Origin of the sequence: Microcoleus vaginatus FACHB-2002 (assembly GCF_040004035.1) — a bacterium.
Taxonomy (GTDB): domain Bacteria; phylum Cyanobacteriota; class Cyanobacteriia; order Cyanobacteriales; family Microcoleaceae; genus Microcoleus; species Microcoleus vaginatus_C.
The window spans coordinates 26,987-46,141 of record NZ_JAMPLN010000029.1; the positions used below are offsets into that span (position 1 = coordinate 26,987).

Here is a 19,155-nt window from a genome sequence, read left to right on the forward strand (position 1 = left end):
GAATAATGGCTCTTCTGGAATGTGTAAAACCGGGTGCTAAACTCGGTCAAATTATTTTTGCCGTCGATGAATCTTGGATAACAAAAGAGCGATCGCCTAACTGTAGTATACAGGCGATCGCTGCACCCACGCTCAAATATTGCTTGCGATCGATTGACTGATGCTCGATCGTTTCACAAGAGAAGCTTAAATCTTTGTAAACCAAACTGATCGCATCAAACTATTGACTGCCTAAACGCTCTAATAGCTTCCCCAGCATCAGTTTCCGCCATCAAAATACAGCGTTTCATCAAATCGATATCGAGGTTGTTGAGTCCGGGTAGCTGACTGCGATCGCTATTTTCATAGCTACCATCTTGGAGATGATATATCTTCAGTAATCCATCTTCCCAAAACCAAACCTCTGGAACACCTAAAGCTTTATAGCGCTCTAACTTACTGATTCCTCCACTGGTAAAGACAACTTCGATCGACAAATCTGGAATTGGTTTTACACTCCCAATATAGTAGGATTCGTCTGCTTGCACAGAGACAACTCCCGATCTTTCCTGCGTCATTGCCCCTGTGGGCTTGAAGAAAATTCCCTGTTCGACGAGAAAGGTAGTCACTAAGTAACCGATAACATGAGCAAAAGTTTCGTGGTCTTCTCCAGGCATCAGAATCTCGATCGTCCCATCATAGTAAAATAGTCGCACTCTAGGGGAGCCTTCAAAGCCTTTTTGGATAAATTTAAACCGTTCCCACATTCCATGATGAACAATTCGCTGATCTGTGGTTTTGCTAAGTAATGGAGGCATCGCGCTCAGATCCAGTCCAGAAGTTATCTTGATTGTAGCTCATATTTTTGACGTTCAATCAAATTTTGCCAAACCCAAAATAGCTTGTTTATTGACAATAGAAATTGTCTAAAACCGCAGATAAACCAGACTACTATCCGCGTTTATCTGGGTTCATCTGGGGTTAAAGAATCCCCCTAAGAACCACCTCGCAACTTATCTTCAACTTTTAAACTCCTAATCTGTTCGCGAATCACATCGGTTTTTGTTCTACCACTGTTCGCGCAATAAGCTTCTAGCCGAAGCATTTCTACTTCAGGCAGTCGAATGGTTAGAACTTTAACATTGTTACTCATACTGCAATTATACTGAAAAATGCAGTACAATTATAGCAGATAAATGCGCCTTGGCAGAATGTTGCCGCACCATGCCAAGACGACTTCCCCGAAGTTGAACGTCCAACAAAGGAGCAATTTAATTATGATTCAAGATCCAGAAAAAGAACCAGAATGCTGGGACGAGCCGATTTTAGCGGATAATCCCAGGCAAGCGAAACAGGATTGCCAAAAACGAGTCGCTACCGGGTTGAATTAGAATCTGTGACTCAACCCCGAAAAGTTGAAAATCGCCCTCAAGTCTACCGTTGCAACTACAAGGAGAAAGAGTAATGGCTGTTCTAGAATGTGTAAAACCGGGTGCTAAACTCGGTCAAATTATTCTTGCCGTCGATCTTACTGTTGCCGGTGCTGTCGATCGCGTTCTGGCAAAAATTCAAGACTTGGGATATGACCCAGAAATTCGTCATGTCAACTATCCGTCTGGAGTTCACGTCTTGGCAATTCTCAAAAACGAACAGCATTCAGAAGCAGTCGATGATGACTACTTGTTAGACGAGTGGCTGCAAGTAAGATCGGAAATTAACCCCGATGCGGTTCATTTGTGGCGCGGTAAATAAACCAATTAACAATTAAACCGCAGATAAACGCAGATAAACGCAGATGAGCTGATGGGAATTTCATCTGCGTTCATCCGCGTTAATCAGCTAAAATCTGCGGTTGCATACCCCTACGAACCTCCCCGCAACTTATCCAAAACCGTCCGGTCTTCCAAAGTCGAAGTATCTCCAGAAACCTCTTCTCCCGCAGCTAAAGAACGCAGCAAACGCCGCATAATCTTCCCGCTTCGAGTCTTCGGCAAAGCATCGGTAAATCGAATTTCGCCGGGACGGGCGATCGCCCCAATTTCCTTAACAACGTGCTGCTTCAACTCAGACGCCAATTCATCGCTAGGTTGCTGCGAGTTGTCCAGCGTGACAAAAGCCACAATATCCTCACCTTTAATCTCATCCGGTTTACCAACAACCGCAGCTTCCGCCACCGCTGGATGCGATACCAAAGCTGACTCGACTTCCATTGTGCCGAGTCGGTGTCCGGCCACATTAATTACATCGTCAACGCGGCCCATTACCCAGAAATAACCGTCTTTGTCCTTGTGCGCGCCGTCCCCTGCAAAGTACACGAATTCGCCATCTTTCGGGTGCAAATATTCCCAATAAGTGCGGCGGAAGCGATCGGGATCGTTGTAAAGTGTACGCATCATTCCCGGCCAAGGATGTTTCACCACTAAATAACCGCCACTTTCGTTAGTTACTGGTTCGCCATCTTGGTCAACAACATCGACCACAATTCCAGGGAACGGTAGGGTTGCAGAACCAGGTTTTGTAGGAATTGCACCGGGCAAAGCGGTAATCATAATTCCCCCGGTTTCTGTTTGCCACCAAGTATCGACGATCGGACAATTCGAGTTGCCAATTACGCGCTGATACCACATCCAAGCTTCGGGATTGATCGGTTCGCCGACAGTTCCTAACAACCGTAAAGATGACAAATTTCTGGCATTTGGCAAGTGTTCGCCCATTTTCATAAAGGTGCGAATTGCCGTGGGTGCAGTGTAGAAAACGGTGACGCCGTATTTTTCAATTACATCCCAAAAACAGCCAGGATTTGAAGGGCGAGGAGCACCTTCATACATTAAAGTTGTCGCACCGTTGGATAGCGGCCCGTAGACAATATAACTGTGCCCAGTAATCCAGCCGACATCAGCAGTACACCAGTAAACATCGGTATCTTGGAGGTCGAATATCCACTTGGTTGTCATGTGGGTATAAAGGTTATAACCGCCCGTTGTATGGACGACACCTTTCGGTTTGCCGGTACTTCCCGAAGTGTAGAGTACGAACAGCATATCTTCGCTGTCCATCGGTTCGGCGGGGCAGTCGGCGGAGGCGTCTTTTTGCAAGTCGTGCCACCAAAGATCGCGCCCCGGTTCCATGTCAATTTGCTGTTTGGTGCGCTGAACTACGAGAACGTTGGTAACGCTGGGTGTGGCGTTGTTGGCGAGGGCTTTGTCTACTTGTGCTTTGAGGCCAACTGCTGCATCTTTGCGGAAGCCACCGTCAGCGGTGATGACGAGTTTTGCTTGGCCGTCGTTGAGCCGATCGCGCAAAGCTTCTGCACTAAAACCGCCAAAAACAACGCTGTGTACTGCACCGATTCTGGCGCAGGCTAGCATGGCGATCGCAGCTTCGGGAATCATGGGCATATAAATGCCCACGCGATCGCCCTTTTGGACTCCCAATTGTTTGATGACGTTCGCCATTTGGCAGACTTCGCGGTGGAGTTGCGCGTAGGTGAGGGTGCGCGAGTCTCCGGGTTCGCCTTCCCAAATCAGGGCGGCTTTATTTTTGCGCCAAGTGGTTAAGTGGCGATCGAGACAATTGTAAGAAATGTTTATTTTGCCGTTGACAAACCATTTGGCAACAGGCGGTTGCCAGTCGAGCACGGTATCCCAGTTTTGGAACCAGTGCAATTCTTGGGCGGCAAGTTCTGCCCAGAATGCTTGGGGGTCAGCTTTGGCTTTATCGTAGAGGGCTTGGTACTCTTCTAAGCTTTTGATGTGAGCTTTTTCGGAGAATTCAGCGGGCGGGTGAAATAGGCGTTTTTCCTGAAGAATTGATTCGATGGTATCTTGTGACATTGCTTTTTCTGTAACTGCATCTACTTCTTTAAACTATTTTGTACGCAATTGAGCGCAAAAATATCTTGAGTTTCGTTAAGAATTTTGGTTATTGTGTAAATGTTGGGGCTGTGGCTGTTTATTTGAAAATTATAATTTCATCGAATTTGGAGGCTAAATAAAGTTCGATCGAGCTTCGTTTAGTGAAAATATTTTATATAAAATATTGTAGAAGTTTTAGTTTAATAGTATAATGATGTGAAGCTGCTTGAAAAGAATTATTCAACCTGAATGAGAGGGGAAAGCATGACCCAAAATTTAGAAGCAAGCCAACTTTCGCTAAATGACGTTCGCCGCCTTCTCAAACTGGAAGAGCGAGAAGGAGACGCCTTCACCGATTTTTTCTCTTTGGAACCGCTGTCTGAATTAGAACAGCAGGAAATATTAAAAATTAGAACAGACTTTCGACGCTACTTATCCGCCGGAAAAGTTTCAGAAGAACTTGTTAAATTTTTAGTGCTTTCACCGTTAATGAGATTAGGAGGATTTTTTGATATTCCGATTGTGCTGACAATGGAAGATAGCATCCCGATCGAGGTGGAGGATGGGGATACTTTAATTAAAGGGCGCTTGGATATCTTAGCCGTAAATCAGCCGGATGCAGAGCTCGTGGCGGCACAGTTTTGGATTTTGGTAGTGGAGGCGAAAAATAGTGCGATCGCACCTTTGACTGGTTTGCCGCAACTCCTAACTTATACTTATAAAAGTTTGCAGCAGCAATCGTCTGTTTGGGGATTGACGACGAATGGCGAAAGTTATCGGTTTGTGCGGGTGACGCGGGGCAATCCTTGTACTTATCAGATTTTACCGGAATTGAATTTGATTGACCCAGAGCGATCGCTCTTGTTGGCGCAAGTGTTGAAAGCTATTTGCAAGTTGCAGAATGTGCAGTTGCAGTTGGCTTAATCTCTCAGGTGAAAATCTGTGCTTATCCCTACTGCCTAGACAAATATTTTGTAACATCGGGGGAAACACCTTTAGTCGCTAATCGCCCTCTATCGCTGGTTCCAAATGTTGTTAACTTCTGTTTAGAAACTGCCGATTCAATTAGAAATTAAGATTTGTTAAAAATTTGCTCTCCTGAGTGACAAAATACAAGTCGTTCTTTAAAATAAGAGACAATTTGACCCGGAAACTGAAGGTAAGAAAATGTCTGAACTTAGACAAAATCTAATTACCAGAGATTGGGTAATCATCGCCACCGAACGGGCGACAAGACCGGATCAATTCGCTAACAAAAAAAAGTGCGAAATATTAGTCCCACCGCACCGTGCCGATTGCCCGTTTTGCGTGGGAAATGAGGAAGACGGAACCTTAGAAACTTGCCGTTTGGGCGATCGCACTGGCTGGAAAGTCAGGGCAATTCGCAACAAATATCCCGCCCTCTCCCCGACAGCAGAATGGATGAGGATATCATCGGGAATTCACCGCACGATGGCGGGAATCGGCGTTCACGAAGTAATTGTCGAACACCCGCGACACGATTTGACCACAGCTTTGTTGAGCGTTGAAGAAGTTGAAAACATACTTTTAGTATACCGCCAGCGCTATGTAGAAATTAGAAAAAATCCCCACATTGAAACAATTATTATCTTCAAAAATCACGGCGAAACTGCCGGAACTTCTCTCGAACACCCCCACTCGCAGATAGCAGCGACGCCCGTTGTACCCAGCCAATTTCGCAGCCGCATCGACGAAGCTATTAGATATTTTGACGACACGGGAGAATGCCTCTTTTGCCGGACTTTGGAAGATGAATTAGCGGCGAAGGAAAGAGTGATTTGTGAGAGTGAACATTTTGTGGCTTTTATCCCTTACGCTGCACTTTCACCGTTTCACACTTGGATTTTTCCGCGCCGGCATTCCTCTTCGTTTGATGAAATTACTGATGCGGAAATTGCGGATCTTGCTGATACTTTGAAAATTGTACTGGCTAAGCTTTATTACGGATTGAACAATCCCGATTACAACTATAATATTCGATCGGTGCCGATCGCCCAACGGGCAACAAAATACTTTCACTGGTATATCGCAATTATTCCCAGAGTCACCAAGCAAGCTGGGTTTGAGTTGGGCAGCGGGATGTTTATAAATACTGCTTTGCCCGAAGAAAGTGCGGCGTTTTTGCGATCGATCGAAATTCCTAGCCACAGTAATTTCCCCCCCATCTAAAGTATCCTACATCACAACAGTCAAATTTACTTCAAATTGGGGTGGAAATGTACGCAGGCAGTCTGAATTGCGAGTCTGTCTTGGGGGAGGAAAGTGATATTATTTGAGATTTGATATTTGAGATTAAAAAATTGGGGATAACGAATGATCTAAGGGTTTAGATCACCCGGCTACAGTTGCATTCTTTTGTGAAACTGGTATCATTTACGAGCTCAAGTTATGAAGGTACAAATACTTAGGGATTGTACCAAACTCACAATAAACTTTCGACATACTGCCAGCCGTCGTCGCTAAAAGTAGCTCTCAACATATCTCTAATTTTGGCATCGATCGATAATATCCCCTCGCCCGACTCACCATTCTCGCCGATTTCGCAACTGTCTTCAGACATATGTTCTTGGATATGGGCCAGAGTATGGGCGAAATTAGCCAGAAAATAATGTTCGTGCACCCACGCTGTCGGATCGGGTATTTCTGCACTCCCAAAAGCTCGATCGACTAAATCTTTTTTGGCAACATCGTCAGTCTGGTTTTTCATGTTGAGTTCGATTTAGGTAGAACTGGTAACTTATCCATTCTAAGCTTAATTGTCAACAGGATCGCGATCCTGATCGACCACAGCAGTGACAAATTTGTGTATTGTGTGCGATCGCGATCCTAATTTTTTGGTCAATCGCGTGTTATCATTTTACCTCAAACTCGGTGGTCAATAATGTTCACATCGAGCAGAATAGACTTGGGAATCATTCCGTGAACTCCTTTTTGAGGATTGTTGACAGCCTGCGTAATCCGAAAATTAACCGCGAGGGAACACAAAACATAAGCATCTTCTTCTTTGAAACCTGCAAACTTTTGTAGCCAATAAACCGTCTGTTTTACCGCCATCTCAAACGCTTCATCTAATGTTATACCGAATCCCATAATCACAATATGAGTGGGCGTTTCAGCAAACGGAAATATCAGAAATAAATCCTTGCGTAAGATGATTTGAATAGTCCCGTTCATGGAAGTTTCAATGGCAGTACCGTCAACTTCACCGTCTCCTTGTGCCGAATGTCCGTCGCCGATGGACAGTAAACCGCCGCGCATAAAAACAGGTAAAAATAACCGCGTTCCTGGTTGGAGTTCCTGATTGTCCATATTGCCGCCGTAGCGCTCTGGAGGAATAGAAGAACGGTTAATTTCTGCATTGGCAACGCCGATAATGCCAAAAAAAGGATGCAGGGGAATCCGAATGCCGCTACCTGCGGGAAATTCAGCAATTTTTTGCTCTAAATCTAGCGAAATAAACCGCAATTTAGGTTCGGAGAAATACTCCGGTAAAGCTCCCCATCCGGGCCGAATTGCATTAAATCCTACTGGTAAACTTGGGTAAACATCCTCAATGTGAATTTCTAAAACGTCTCCCGGTTCGGCATTGTTAACATAAATCGGGCCTGTTAGCAAGTGGGGCCCCGGCCCAACTTTGCGGTTGGGAGGCAAATTCTGACAAATATCTAAAAATTCGGGGGTGAGAAATTCCGGCGGCGCTTTGTCAGCAACATAATATCCTGAATAGGTTTCGATATCGATGCGATCGCCCGAATCGACGATTAAAGCAGGTTCGATGTTCGGAGAAAAACCGCCTAAGTGTACGGTTTTGCAGTTAGCCTTGAGAAGGTGGCGAGTCATGGGATTTTAGATTTTAGATTTTAGATTTTAGATTGAAGGAAGGGTGTTAAGAATGTTATATCGCAAGTCTTAATCATTTTTGAGAATTTTTTTTTAAATGAACCGCAGAGGGCGCAGAGGGCGCAGAGAAAGAGAATTCAGAGATAAGAAGAGGTCAAAAAATGGTTGAGGTTTGTTTGATGTGAGATATTTTACTAATTTCTTAACTTTTTGATAACGTTGGTAGTTTAAAATTTAAAGTTAGCGGGGCGGGTTTATATCTATTGGGGTGGGGAGTTCTGTTTGGCTGGTGAAACCCCCCCTACAACTAATGACTAATGACTTATGTTAACGCCTTTGCCTAATAAACTAGAAACTTCTCAAGGTTATTCTCGCAATCCCTGGTTTTTTGCGGTTTTGATTTTGATTGTCCTATTGCTAGGTTTTATGATGCCATCTAACCTCAACGAACCTCAGCTTTTAACCGATCCGTTTTTGCAAGTCCCAACAGCAAACTCGGTGCGAGTTGTCTGGTTTACCGAGTTTGCCGGTACTCGCAACACGGTTGCTTACGGCGAAAATCTGAATGAAATTGCGGCTGCAAATACTACGAAGCTAAGCCGCACTCGCGAAGACAAAGACTCGCGCATTTCCGATGAAATCAAACAAAGCATAATTGACAGCAATCCAATTGTCCGCGACATCTGGCGCCACGAAGCAGAAGTCCCCAATTTAATGCCCGGTGTTCGCATTCCTTATCGAGTCACTAGCGAAAGGAAAGACGGCGCATCTGTCAGCAGCAAAATATTCACTCTTTCTCCCACACCAGCAGCAGGAATTGCGCTCAAAATTCTCCTCACTTCCGACCATCAATTGATGCCTATGACAGCAGCAAATCTCCAGAAAGTAGCCGAAAAAATGGGGAGAGTTGACGCGGTTTTTATGGCTGGGGATTTAGTTAATATACCCGATCGCGCTTCTGAATGGTTTGACGACTACCGAGGCCGCGCCTTCTTTCCCGCGCTGCAAGGGCGCGCATTTTCCGAACTGGACAAAAACGGCATCAAAACCGTTTACAGCGGCGGCGAAATGATCCAACACGCGCCTTTATTTACCGCCATTGGCAATCATGAAATCATGGGTCGCTTTGCAACCAACAGCACACTCGGCGACCAATTTAACGATCCTTTTCCCCGCGCCGCTGCCGAGAAAATATACGCTCAACGTGCTGCCTCTTTGAATCCCAAGAATGACTCTTCAGTGCGGGAAATATGGCTAAAAAACAATAGTTTTAATAGCGATACCTATGACGAGATTTTCAATTTACCGGGAGGCAAAAAATACTATGCTGTGACTTTTGGCGACGTGCGGTTAGTGACTTTGTATGTTACGAATATCTGGCGGACTCCGAATTTAGATCCGGGTGCGAGAGGCAGGTATCGGGAACGGGACGAAGATTTTAATAATCCCGAAAAATGGGGATACGGACAGCATATTTTTGAGCCTATTGTCAAGGGCAGCGCTCAATATACTTGGCTGCAACAAGAGTTAAAGAGTTCGGAGTTCCAGCAGGCCAAATATAAAATTGTGATGTTTCACCACCCGCCGCATTCTCTGGGTGACAATATTGTACCTGCTTATACCGATCCAGTGCAAATAGTCGATCGCGCTCTCGATGGCGAGATTAAAATGGTGCGTTACGAGTATCCGAAACAGCAAGATTATCTGATTCGGGATGTAGTGCCACTACTAGAAACAGCGGGGGTGCACTTGGTATTTTACGGACATTCGCACTTGTGGAATCGGTTTGTAAGTTCCAGCGGAATGCACTTTTTGGAGACTTCTAATGTGGGCAACAGTTACGGTGCTTTTGTGGGGGAAAAGCGCCGATTTGTGCCGCCGGCATATCGGGAAGATTACAGCGCTATTGGAAACCCGAACGGATTGGAACCTGTGGTGCCAACTGTTGCGCCTTTGTTGGGAGAAGACGGGCGGCCGCTGCCGTATATTGATAGCAATGATATTACGGCTTTTACTATTTTTGATACGGGGGAGGGTACGGTTAGCAGCTACTATTTTGATACGCGGAAACCGGAGTCGCAAGTGGTGAAGTTTGATGAGTTTAAGTGCGAAAGATAAGGGCACGGCATTGCTGTGTCCCTACAGATATCTGAGTCAACTCAGATGTTGCACTATTCTCAATTAGCTGTTTAGGAACGGGCCGGAGAGCCCGTTCCACAAGAAAATTGAGTTTTGTGGAACAGGCATCTTGCCTGTTCTTAACAATGGTGCAAGATGTAATACCAAGTTGCATTCTGATGTAGAATCTAGTTGAGGGTGATAAATGTCAAATAATTTGGAAATTCCCAACAATATTGGGCTGTTGACTCAACCGTCTTATAGCCCCGAATTAATGCCAGTTGAACATCTGTGGGAAGATTTACGAGAAAACTACTTTAATAACCGAATATTCAAGTCAATGTCTAAGCTAGTCGATAAACTTTGTCAAGGGCTTGTCAATCTACCATCTAATCCGGAACGCTTGCGCTCAATGACTTATTTCCCACATTTTAGAATAAGCTCTTTGAAAGCAACTTAGTATCAGCTTATACAACAGGCATACAATGTTAGCTGGAAAAAAAGTCGAGCTAATCGCTCACTGAAAACGTGTTAATACTTTGTTCAAACGTGGGCCTGCGCTGTTCAAATTCCTCAGCACTGGTAGAGAATGCAACAATCCACATATTGCTCCCCTGCTTAATCGTGTAGATTATCTGTTTGGCAGTTACACCCGAAATTGTTGCTTCTGTCACAATCTGACCTGCCTGATAGCGGTCAAGCGACACCTTCTTCTGCTCCACGACACGAAATTCGCTGGGTAATTGTTTGGTAATGATATCCAAGTATGTATCTATTGTCACTGTAGATCCAACTGACTCTCTAGCAATAGCGACATTACTCAGAAAACCGGGTTTACCAACCTTCGAGTCAAAAGCCCAAATGACGAATGCGGATGGATTCTGTTTAAGAGACTGAGCTATCTGCTGATAGTAGGGCCCCAAAGATTCCAGCTTTTGAACCACCACGTCCAGATTTTGGCTGAGATCTCCGCCGCTATAACTCTCCGGTAATTGTAATTGTGCACCACGTCCCTCAAATTTTTTCCAACCTGGGATGGTGGTGGTTTGTGTGGCGACAAACGGACTTGATGCGTGTTGTTGAGAAGTTTCTGGTGGCTTGCAGCCTATGACTAGGCTTGGTAGCAACAGACAGAGTACCAGCAAAAAGTTTTTCTTATTCATGGAATTACGGTTTATACCCCAACTTGGTATCACTCATGATTGTACGTCTGAACGCAACTTGGTATAAGATTAAACTGAGATGTTGCACCCTTTTTAATTACCTGTTTAGGAACGGGCAAGATGCCCGTTCCACAAAACTCAATTTTATTGTGGAACAGGCATCTTGCCTGTTCTTAACAAAAGTGCAAAATTTCAGATTAAACTTTCTCTTTCGCAGGCGGAACCAAACCAGTTTTATTCAAACCCGCATCAATCTGCCTGAGCAATTTAAAATCGTCTTCGGGTAAAGAATTAACAGGCGAGTGTTTTTCCAGAAACGAGAATGCTTGGCGAAATTCACGGGGCCGGGAGTCGATCGCACTATCAAAGTGACAAGGTACAATCCTTTGAAAGTCCCAAGTCGCCACTTTATCCACCCAATCGAGAGTTTCCCTCGGCGCGCGGTTGAGAATCAAAGTCTGCAAAATCGGCGCGACAAACAACCGCCCTCCTCCCCGCAAAGCCTCAAACGATCGCACCCAATCTGTTTTCCACTTGAACGGATACAACCCGAAATAAGCTTTCCTAGAGCGTTCTGGCGCTTGGCGTGCGCTGGCAAATACCTCCGACCACGACGGCACTTCCAGCACGCTGGGGCTAAAATACATGGCAAATAAGGCGATTCTCTGCCAGCCTTTGCGCCGATTTTCGTGGGTGTCTGCCACGGTGTCCGAGGCGCTGTCTTTGGCGTGAAACAGCAGCGGGTACGAGTCGAGTTGGACGATCGCCGGCGGATTTTCAGGAATGGAAACTATGGAATCTGTTAACATCAGCGTGTGCGATCGCCTGTGAAATAACGCAACTTCCGCAAATCTCCCCAAACCGAGGTCGAGGGGGCCGAGAATTGCCCAGTCAAATTGATCGGCTAACGGCGTGTTGCTGCTGTCAAAGGGGAGTACAGAGGTGCGTTTGGCGGGCAAACCCAGCCAACTCAGCGGCAAATTCACGGGGAAACTCCACTGCTGCGGGGCGACAAACACCTGCGCTTCGGGAAAACACCTCGCAAAGGGGCCGACAAAAACTTTGTGCTCGATGCCCGAAACCGTTGTCAGCAGGATGTACTTAACCTCGCCGTGCTCCGCTACTAACTCTTTTACCAAGCGGATGCACTCAGGAGTCGGTGCAACGGGGGCGTAGACGAGAAGGCCTTCGGGTTCTAGTTTAATTACAGTCATCCGAATCGGAACGACAACGTAAAAAATGCCTTGTAGTTGGTCAAAAGTCCAGATTGTATCTTTAACTATTTCCTTGCGGATGGTGCGCCGCTTGCTGTAGGGATAGAGGGGGACGACTGGCCAAAAGGCCCAAGAATAGTCCCTAGAATCAATCTGTGCTGATGTTGGTATGCCTTCGCCCTCTGCCACTGGTGCGACTCCTTGCCGATTTTTTTGTATGTGCGTGCGATCGAACTGTTTTTATCTTATTTCACTCGTGTTGCGCGGATTCGAGGAGTTGAAAAGGGGTTTCACCAGGCCTGGGTGCGAAAACTATTAAACCAACTGTTCAGGATCGATGCCTAACTCCCGCAACCGCGCCGCTAGTCTTTCCTCTCGCTGTTGAGATTCTGTCAGTTGCTGTTGAGCTTCAATTACTTGCTGTTGAGATTCTATCAGTTGCCGTTCCGCCGCCGTTGCTCTTTCACCCGGACTCAAAATCAACCCTCCTTGGGCCGTAAACCACCGCAACCACAACCGATTCATACTCTTATAAGTGCCTTGCCACCAACCTAAACTCAACTGCAACTCAGGAATAAATAACCGCCCATCAATTAATTCTGCAGGTTCATAGTGGCCTCCTACAAGATGAAAAGCTCGCAATTCATCCGTATAGCGACTGAACACAAAATAGTAAGGAATCCGCAAAATTTGTTCATAAACTTGCCACTTAGTCGGCGGTTCCCCAGCTTGCTGAACAGTCCGCCCTAAATCTTCATCTTCAGTTCCCGGCGATAGCAATTCCACCACCACAAAAGGATTTACCCGTTCTTGCCAAACTACATAACTCAAACGCATATCGCGCCCTTGATAAAGCCTTGGCACACCCACCGCAGCAAACCAATCCGGGCGTTTATGCCAGCGCGGTTGTGTTGCATCGTAATACAAATTTAGGTCACTCGCTGTAAAGACTTGTTCCGCATCCCATCCCGGCGGCAAAAACGTGAATTCCAAGAGTTGCGGCTGATCTAAATGAAATGTATCTGGCAAACCGGGCTCCTTTGGGTCTTCGCTAGGTAAATCATACATTGTTGGCAAACTCTGTCGGGGGTCTAGAGGCGGTTCAGCTTGAGCAGGCGGGTAAGTCGGGAATGTCATAATGAATTCTGAGGTTGCTTATCCTGATATGATTATAGCCTTGTGAGAATGTCTTGCATTTCCAAAGAATTCCCATTAACTCTCAATCTCAAATCTCAAATCAAAACTCCAAAATCGATATGACTCAAAACTACCGCATCACTCTTTTACCAGGAGACGGCATCGGCCCTGAAATTATCGCTGTGGCGGTAGATGTCCTGAAACTTGTCGGTCAACAATTGGACATCGGCTTTGAATTTCAAGAAGCTTTAATGGGCGGCGCTGCTATTGATGCAACAGGCAATCCGCTGCCAGAAGAAACACTCTTAAAATGCCGCGACTGCGATGCAGTATTGTTAGCAGCAATTGGCGGTTACAAGTGGGATAATTTACCCCGCGAACAGCGCCCTGAAACTGGATTATTAGGACTGCGCGCCGGATTGGGATTGTTTGCAAATTTGCGTCCGGCGACTATTTTACCGCAATTGGTTGATGCTTCTAGTTTGAAACGGGAAGTTGTCGAAGGCGTGGATATTATGGTCATCCGCGAACTCACAGGCGGCATTTACTTCGGCAAACCGAAAGGTATTTTTGAGACGGAAACAGGCGAAAAACGCGGTGTTAATACGATGGCTTACACCGAGTCGGAAATTGACCGCATCGGGCGAGTCGCTTTTGAGACGGCTAGGAAGCGGGGAAAAAGGCTGTGTTCCGTTGATAAAGCGAATGTTTTGGATGTTTCGCAACTGTGGCGCGATCGTATTATTGCCCTTTCTTCAGAATACCCTGATGTCGAACTTTCTCACCTCTACGTTGACAACGCAGCCATGCAGTTAATTCGCTGGCCGAAACAGTTCGATACAATTGTCACCGGCAATTTATTCGGCGACATTCTTTCCGATGCGGCGGCGATGCTAACTGGTAGTATTGGGATGCTGCCTTCTGCTAGTTTGGGAGCAACGGGGCCTGGAGTTTTTGAACCCGTGCACGGTTCCGCACCAGACATCGCCGGACAAGATAAAGCAAATCCCATCGCCCAAGTTTTGAGTGCGGCAATGATGTTACGTTACGCCTTAAATCAGCCGGAAGCTGCTAATAAAATCGAGCAAGCAGTTGTCGAAGTTTTGGATCGAGGTTATCGCACTGGTGATATCATGTCGGAAGGCATGAAACTCGTTGGCTGTCGGGCAATGGGCGATGCTTTAATTGAAGTTTTGCAAGGTTGATCTATTTATTTTGTAGATAGTGTCTTGACCTGTCAAGGGGTAGCGTTCAAATAATTGAGATCGAAAGGCTTTTGGGATTTTAAAATCCCAAAAGCCAAATGCAGCAACTTCCGATATCATTGCATCAATCACCTGCATTTTGACCTTTCCACGACCCCATAATCGCACAGCGAGTCGCTTGGAGTAACGGGTTGCAGGGCATCGCGACTACCTCCTGCAGATACAACGCTTTTTTTCGTCGGACGTTTCCGGTACAAAACAAACGAGTTTTGCCTTTAACTGAAGTTCCAGAAGTGCGATCGCCCTTGAGTTAGACCAGCATAGGCTGCTAATTGACGCAGCAGCAAGTTGCGGATGAATTGGACGTGAGTGTAACCACTGTGAAAAATTGGGAAGCGGGTAGACATATTCCAAAACTCTATCTAGAAGAAACGAAAGTTTTGTGCGAGATCCTGAAGCTTTCCGTAGGCGATTGGGTAGATTAAAAAAGCAAGCTAAGCAATAGCAAAAGTAACAGCGATCGCACCTATTCCATATCTAATCAAAAAGTGCGATCGTCTCTTTTCTTGCCCCCTTAAAAAAGAATGCCAGTATTGTGCCGCGGCGATTGATTGAGAAAAGTGCAAGATCCGGACTTAGGCATGAGCTCCCGATATGGTGTGGGCCACTCCTCCGGTGGTTGCCCCTACCTCATAACTGCGGGTATTGTACAATAGGTAGTTCGTAAAACTTAACACATTTCTCTCTATTTAAAATCTCTATTTAAAAACATCTTTCGTCTTTGGTAGCACCAAAGTGGCTGTCAAGTAAACTGCTGCGTGGATGCTTAAAATTCGCCAATAATTCAAAGCCAAGTTTTGCCAAGTCGGTTCGTAGACTGCACTCTTCTCGAATAAATGCGGTAAGATTGTGCGATCGCACAATCTTACCGCATTTCCCTCAACCGTTTATGTAATAATCCCGCGTTCCCTTCGCATTCATCGCTTCTCCGAGTCGATTTAACCCGTACACGTAAGCAGCAGTTCTCATGGAAACTGACAATTCCTGAGATTTTTTCCAAATTGCTTCTGTTTCTTCGACCATTTTATGCTTCAACCGTTGGTTGACTTCCTCCAGCGTCCAATAAAGCCCGCTGCGGTTTTGCACCCACTCAAAATAACTAACCGTTACGCCTCCGGCATTGACTAAAATATCAGGGATTACTTGAATTCCCCTCGCTTCTAAAATCAAATCTGCAGCAGAATCAATCGGGCCGTTAGCTACTTCAAAAATAAACTTAGCCTTAACATCATTAACATTCGCTTCCGTTATTTGATTCTCCAAAGCTGCTGGAACCAGCACGTCTACATCTAATGCTAAAAGCTGTTCATTTGTCAAGATTTCGTGTTCTATAATATTGCAAACTGAACCTTCGCAGTAAACAGCTTTGATACCTTTGTTAGAGTCTTTAAAGCCTCGAATACTGGGGATATCCAGCCCTTGTTTTGCATAAATTCCGCCTTGGGAATCGCTGACAGCCACAACTTTGTAACCTGCTTTCCAGAGCAGTTCAGCTATTTCGGCACCTGCATTACCAAAACCTTGTACTGCTACAGTGGTATCTTGAGGATTGAGTTCAAATTTGGGTAAGATAGTTTCTACTACAAAAAAAGCACCCATTGCTGTTGCCGTATCTCTGCCCAGACTGCCACCAATTGTCACTGGTTTTCCAGTCACAACCGCCGGAGAAAGCTGCCGCTTAATAATATTATACTGATCCATCATCCAACCCATAATCATGGGGTTGGTGTAGACATCCGGTGCGGGAATATCGACATCGGGACCGATGAAATCTGCGATCGCATCGACATAGCCCCGGCTCAACCGTTCCAATTCCAGTTTAGACAATTCCTTGGGATTGAGAGTAATTCCGCCCTTGGCTCCTCCAAAAGGCAAGTTCAAAACTGCACATTTAAACGTCATCCAAAATGCTAAGGATTGCACTTCATCAAGGGATACTCCCGGATGATAGCGAACTCCTCCTTTAGAGGGGCCTCTAGTATTGTCGTAGCGCACCCGATAACCTTGAAAAATTCGCAGGGAACCGTCGTCCATCCGCACGGGAATCGATACAATTAAACTGGATTTGGGGTGTTTCAGCCTTTCAATCGTATCCTCGGAAAGCGACACATATTTTAAGGCTCGTTCTAATCTGCGGCTGGCATCGGCAAATAATGAATCAGACATAAGAAGTTAGTTGACTGTTGACTGTTGTTAGTTGAGTGTTGTCAGAGAGAAGAAGGATTCGGGTTCTTAAGCTAATTTAATCACAATCCTGGTTGAATGCTGCCTCCTTTCTTCTGACAACAGTCAACTACCTTGTGTCGATCGACTTTTCGAGCAGTGCCAAGCAGCCATTAAGCAGATACACTTACAATAGAAGGTGATATTAAAGCTCAAGCCGCACTTTGAGTTCGATCGCTCAAATCAGTGCCAGCCATCAGGGGAATTAAATTCTGAAATAGATCGAGGCTTTAGCTGACGTTAGAAACTGAATTATTATTATGGTTGGACTCCTAGCCGCACTCTCTGCGTCTGCGGCAGGGGGTATGAGAATTGCCCTGCCCCTGCTGTTAATTGGTTTGTTGCGGATTGACAAACTTTGGTCGGAAATACCTCTATTGTCGGGGGTTCCCCCCCAGGTGGCTATCACCATCTTGGTGAGTTGGTCGCTGTTAGAATTATTTGCTTCTAAAACCTTTGTAGGGCAGCGGGTACTGCAAATTGTGCAAATTATTTTCAGCCCCATTGTAGGAGCAATTATGGGAATTGCGATCGCTCAGGTAAGTTCGATCGATGAAATTATTGCTCACCCTTGGATGCTGTGGATAATTGGTATTGTCGGAGGTTTGTTGGCTTTAGTGCTGCAACTGGTACAAGCAGGATGGTTTTATCGACTGCGGGGTTTGCCGATTTGGGTGATTTTCCTCCAAGATGTTCTGTGCATTTCCTTGGTTTTGTTTGCCTTTGACGCACCACGGCAGGGAGGGTTAGTTGCGATGATACTGCTGTGGCTGGCAATTCGCAGTTCTAAAGAGTGGTATCGCTGGTACAAAAGTCAGGGAATACCGGGCGATAAGGGAAATCCCCGCCGCCGCAAGCGCGATCCTGATTAATTATTGATTAGTTATTAGTGATTACTTATGGGTGATTAGCTATTGGTGATTAATCATATCGCTTACGCTTGTTACGGAATGATTTAACCGCAGAAACCGCAGAGGGCGCTGAGTCTCCAGAAGAGAGAGATGAATAATTCTGATACCAACGGATTTGATCTCATTAGTCATGTGTAACAACAGTCAACAGTCAACAGTCAACTGTCAACTGCCAACTGTCAACTGTCAATTTAAAGCAATCCGATCGAGTGTAGCGGGCCTTGACCCGTAATTAACTCCAGCAATAGTGCCACAAAACCAATCATCGCCACACGACCGTTCCAGACTTCTGCCCCCGTGGTCAAACCCCACTCCCACTGCTCTTGAGGGTACATTTTCACTCTCTTGGAAGGGCGTATCACATCAGAGAATTTAACGTTGGGAGATTCGATCGACTCGATGACTAAATCGGCCAAAGCTTCAATAAACACCGGATGAGTATTCAGGGCGGGCACTCGGTAGAAATTTTTAATCCCCGATTCTTCTGCTAATTCTCGATACTCCATGTCAATTTCTTGCAGAGTCTCGATGTGTTCGGAAACAAAACTAATCGGAACTACCAACAAATCTTGGACTCCATTTTCTGCCAATTCGGTAATGGCGTCTTCGGTGTAAGGCTTGAGCCATTCCACCGGGCCAACCCGACTTTGATAAGCTAGAGTGTGTTCGTTCGGTCGGTTCAAATGTTCCATAATCAGACGAGTGCAATCTTCTATCTCGCGCTGATAGGGGTCTCCAGCCTCTTCTACGTAGCTGAGGGGGACGCCGTGGGCGCTGAAAAAGATGTGAACGCGATCGGGATCGGGATTGTGGTCTAGTTGTTGGGCTATCAGTTCCGACATTGCCTGAATGTAGCCTGGCCGCTTATACCAAGAAGGAATCGCGGTATATTCGATATCCTTGAGAGCTGGATCTTTGCCCCACATTTCTTCTAGCTGTCGGAAGCTAGAACCGCTGGTGCTGATGGAAAATTGAGGATATAGCGGCAAGATTGTCAAATGTTCGATGCGATCGCGCTTAATTTTGGCGAGTGCCTCTTCAGTAAAAGGATGCCAGTAGCGCATCCCCACGTATACTCGAGCATCTTGTCCCTTGGACTGCAATCGTTCTTGCAGGGCTACGGCTTGTTCCTCGGTAATTCGCCGCAAAGGAGAGCCGCCCCCGATTTGGCGGTAGTTTTCCTGGGATTTTTGAAAGCGCAGGGTCGAAATCAACCAGGCGAGCGGTTTTTGCATCCACGGAAACGGGATGCGAATGATTTCCGGGTCAGCAAACAAGTTGAACAGGAAAGGACGGACATCCTCGATTTGATCTGGCCCGCCCAAGTTTAATAGCAATACTCCCACACGACCCATAGCGGTTACAGCTCTCCCATCGTCTCAGTTCTGTTACTTATCTTTATCATATAACTTAATAATATCTTAAGTCGA

At 45.8% G+C, this 19,155-nt stretch carries 19 protein-coding genes; 8 read left to right on the forward strand and 11 right to left on the reverse strand.

Annotation, left to right across the window (positions count from 1 at the left end; translation table 11 throughout):
• Positions 1-5: 5 nt before the first annotated feature.
• A complete protein-coding gene (locus tag NDI35_RS21885) occupies positions 6-161 on the forward strand; it encodes a hypothetical protein (protein WP_445314568.1) in 156 nt (51 codons plus the stop codon).
• 54 nt (positions 162-215) lie between these two features.
• Here NDI35_RS21885 and NDI35_RS21890 read toward each other — a convergent pair whose 3' ends face one another.
• Together NDI35_RS21890 and NDI35_RS21895 are read right to left on the reverse strand one after the other, a co-directional pair.
• Positions 216-797 (reverse strand): Uma2 family endonuclease, encoded by a 582-nt coding sequence (locus tag NDI35_RS21890; RefSeq protein WP_445314569.1) that lies wholly within the window; start codon positions 795-797, stop codon positions 216-218.
• 176 nt (positions 798-973) lie between these two features.
• Entirely contained in the window at positions 974-1,132 is a 159-nt protein-coding gene (locus NDI35_RS21895; RefSeq protein WP_445314570.1) for a YlcI/YnfO family protein, read from the reverse strand.
• A 311-nt stretch (positions 1,133-1,443) separates the two neighbouring features.
• Between NDI35_RS21895 and NDI35_RS21900 the strand changes: the two genes are divergently transcribed.
• The gene (locus NDI35_RS21900; RefSeq protein ID WP_445314571.1) at positions 1,444-1,731 is read left to right on the forward strand and encodes a hypothetical protein; all 288 of its coding nucleotides are present in this window, start codon (positions 1,444-1,446) and stop codon (positions 1,729-1,731) included.
• Positions 1,732-1,841: 110 nt separating this feature from the next.
• On the opposite strand, the gene acs is transcribed toward NDI35_RS21900, so the two are convergent.
• Positions 1,842-3,812, reverse strand: coding sequence for an acetate--CoA ligase (gene acs / locus NDI35_RS21905; RefSeq protein ID WP_445314572.1), 1,971 nt, complete (start codon positions 3,810-3,812; stop codon positions 1,842-1,844).
• A gap of 285 nt (positions 3,813-4,097) precedes the next feature.
• Here acs and NDI35_RS21910 point away from each other — a divergent pair, with 285 nt between their 5' ends.
• Positions 4,098-4,757, forward strand: coding sequence for a restriction endonuclease subunit R (locus tag NDI35_RS21910; protein ID WP_445314573.1), 660 nt, complete (start codon positions 4,098-4,100; stop codon positions 4,755-4,757).
• Positions 4,758-5,000: 243 nt separating this feature from the next.
• On the forward strand, positions 5,001-6,023 hold the full coding sequence (gene galT, locus NDI35_RS21915; protein WP_445314574.1) for a galactose-1-phosphate uridylyltransferase: 1,023 nt from the start codon (positions 5,001-5,003) through the stop codon (positions 6,021-6,023).
• A 253-nt stretch (positions 6,024-6,276) separates the two neighbouring features.
• On the opposite strand, the gene NDI35_RS21920 is transcribed toward galT, so the two are convergent.
• The gene (locus tag NDI35_RS21920) at positions 6,277-6,561 is read right to left on the reverse strand and encodes a hypothetical protein (protein ID WP_333041379.1); all 285 of its coding nucleotides are present in this window, start codon (positions 6,559-6,561) and stop codon (positions 6,277-6,279) included.
• Positions 6,562-6,716: 155 nt separating this feature from the next.
• The gene (locus tag NDI35_RS21925; RefSeq protein WP_445314575.1) at positions 6,717-7,694 is read right to left on the reverse strand and encodes an acetamidase/formamidase family protein; all 978 of its coding nucleotides are present in this window, start codon (positions 7,692-7,694) and stop codon (positions 6,717-6,719) included.
• 324 nt (positions 7,695-8,018) lie between these two features.
• On the opposite strand from NDI35_RS21925, the gene NDI35_RS21930 reads away from it, so the two are divergent.
• On the forward strand, positions 8,019-9,812 hold the full coding sequence (locus NDI35_RS21930; RefSeq protein ID WP_445314576.1) for a metallophosphoesterase family protein: 1,794 nt from the start codon (positions 8,019-8,021) through the stop codon (positions 9,810-9,812).
• Positions 9,813-10,321: 509 nt separating this feature from the next.
• Here the strand turns inward: NDI35_RS21930 and NDI35_RS21935 are convergent.
• The 3 genes from NDI35_RS21935 to NDI35_RS21945 form a co-directional block, all read right to left on the reverse strand.
• Positions 10,322-10,975 (reverse strand): hypothetical protein, encoded by a 654-nt coding sequence (locus tag NDI35_RS21935; protein WP_445314577.1) that lies wholly within the window; start codon positions 10,973-10,975, stop codon positions 10,322-10,324.
• Positions 10,976-11,172: 197 nt separating this feature from the next.
• Positions 11,173-12,378 (reverse strand): DUF4336 domain-containing protein, encoded by a 1,206-nt coding sequence (locus NDI35_RS21940; protein ID WP_445314578.1) that lies wholly within the window; start codon positions 12,376-12,378, stop codon positions 11,173-11,175.
• Positions 12,379-12,504: 126 nt separating this feature from the next.
• Complete coding sequence (locus NDI35_RS21945; RefSeq protein ID WP_333311633.1) at positions 12,505-13,326, reverse strand: Uma2 family endonuclease; 822 nt, start codon at positions 13,324-13,326, stop codon at positions 12,505-12,507.
• Between the two features lie 119 nt (positions 13,327-13,445).
• Between NDI35_RS21945 and leuB the strand changes: the two genes are divergently transcribed.
• The gene (gene leuB, locus NDI35_RS21950) at positions 13,446-14,531 is read left to right on the forward strand and encodes a 3-isopropylmalate dehydrogenase (RefSeq protein ID WP_445314579.1); all 1,086 of its coding nucleotides are present in this window, start codon (positions 13,446-13,448) and stop codon (positions 14,529-14,531) included.
• Positions 14,532-14,806: 275 nt separating this feature from the next.
• On the opposite strand, the gene NDI35_RS21955 is transcribed toward leuB, so the two are convergent.
• Positions 14,807-14,938: a hypothetical protein gene (locus tag NDI35_RS21955; RefSeq protein ID WP_445314598.1), complete on the reverse strand. Its 132-nt coding sequence runs from the start codon at positions 14,936-14,938 to the stop codon at positions 14,807-14,809.
• Here NDI35_RS21955 and NDI35_RS21960 point away from each other — a divergent pair.
• Positions 14,897-15,016 (forward strand): hypothetical protein, encoded by a 120-nt coding sequence (locus NDI35_RS21960; RefSeq protein ID WP_445314596.1) that lies wholly within the window; start codon positions 14,897-14,899, stop codon positions 15,014-15,016. The two genes, NDI35_RS21955 and NDI35_RS21960, sit on opposite strands and share 42 nt — an antisense overlap.
• Before the next feature lie 454 nt (positions 15,017-15,470).
• Here NDI35_RS21960 and NDI35_RS21965 read toward each other — a convergent pair whose 3' ends face one another.
• Positions 15,471-16,757, reverse strand: coding sequence for a Glu/Leu/Phe/Val family dehydrogenase (locus NDI35_RS21965; protein ID WP_445314580.1), 1,287 nt, complete (start codon positions 16,755-16,757; stop codon positions 15,471-15,473).
• Positions 16,758-17,074: 317 nt separating this feature from the next.
• Between NDI35_RS21965 and NDI35_RS21970 the strand changes: the two genes are divergently transcribed.
• Complete coding sequence (locus tag NDI35_RS21970; RefSeq protein ID WP_445314581.1) at positions 17,075-17,686, forward strand: DUF4126 domain-containing protein; 612 nt, start codon at positions 17,075-17,077, stop codon at positions 17,684-17,686.
• A gap of 230 nt (positions 17,687-17,916) precedes the next feature.
• Here NDI35_RS21970 and hemH read toward each other — a convergent pair whose 3' ends face one another.
• Complete coding sequence (gene hemH, locus NDI35_RS21975) at positions 17,917-19,080, reverse strand: ferrochelatase (protein ID WP_445314582.1); 1,164 nt, start codon at positions 19,078-19,080, stop codon at positions 17,917-17,919.
• Positions 19,081-19,155: the final 75 nt, after the last annotated feature.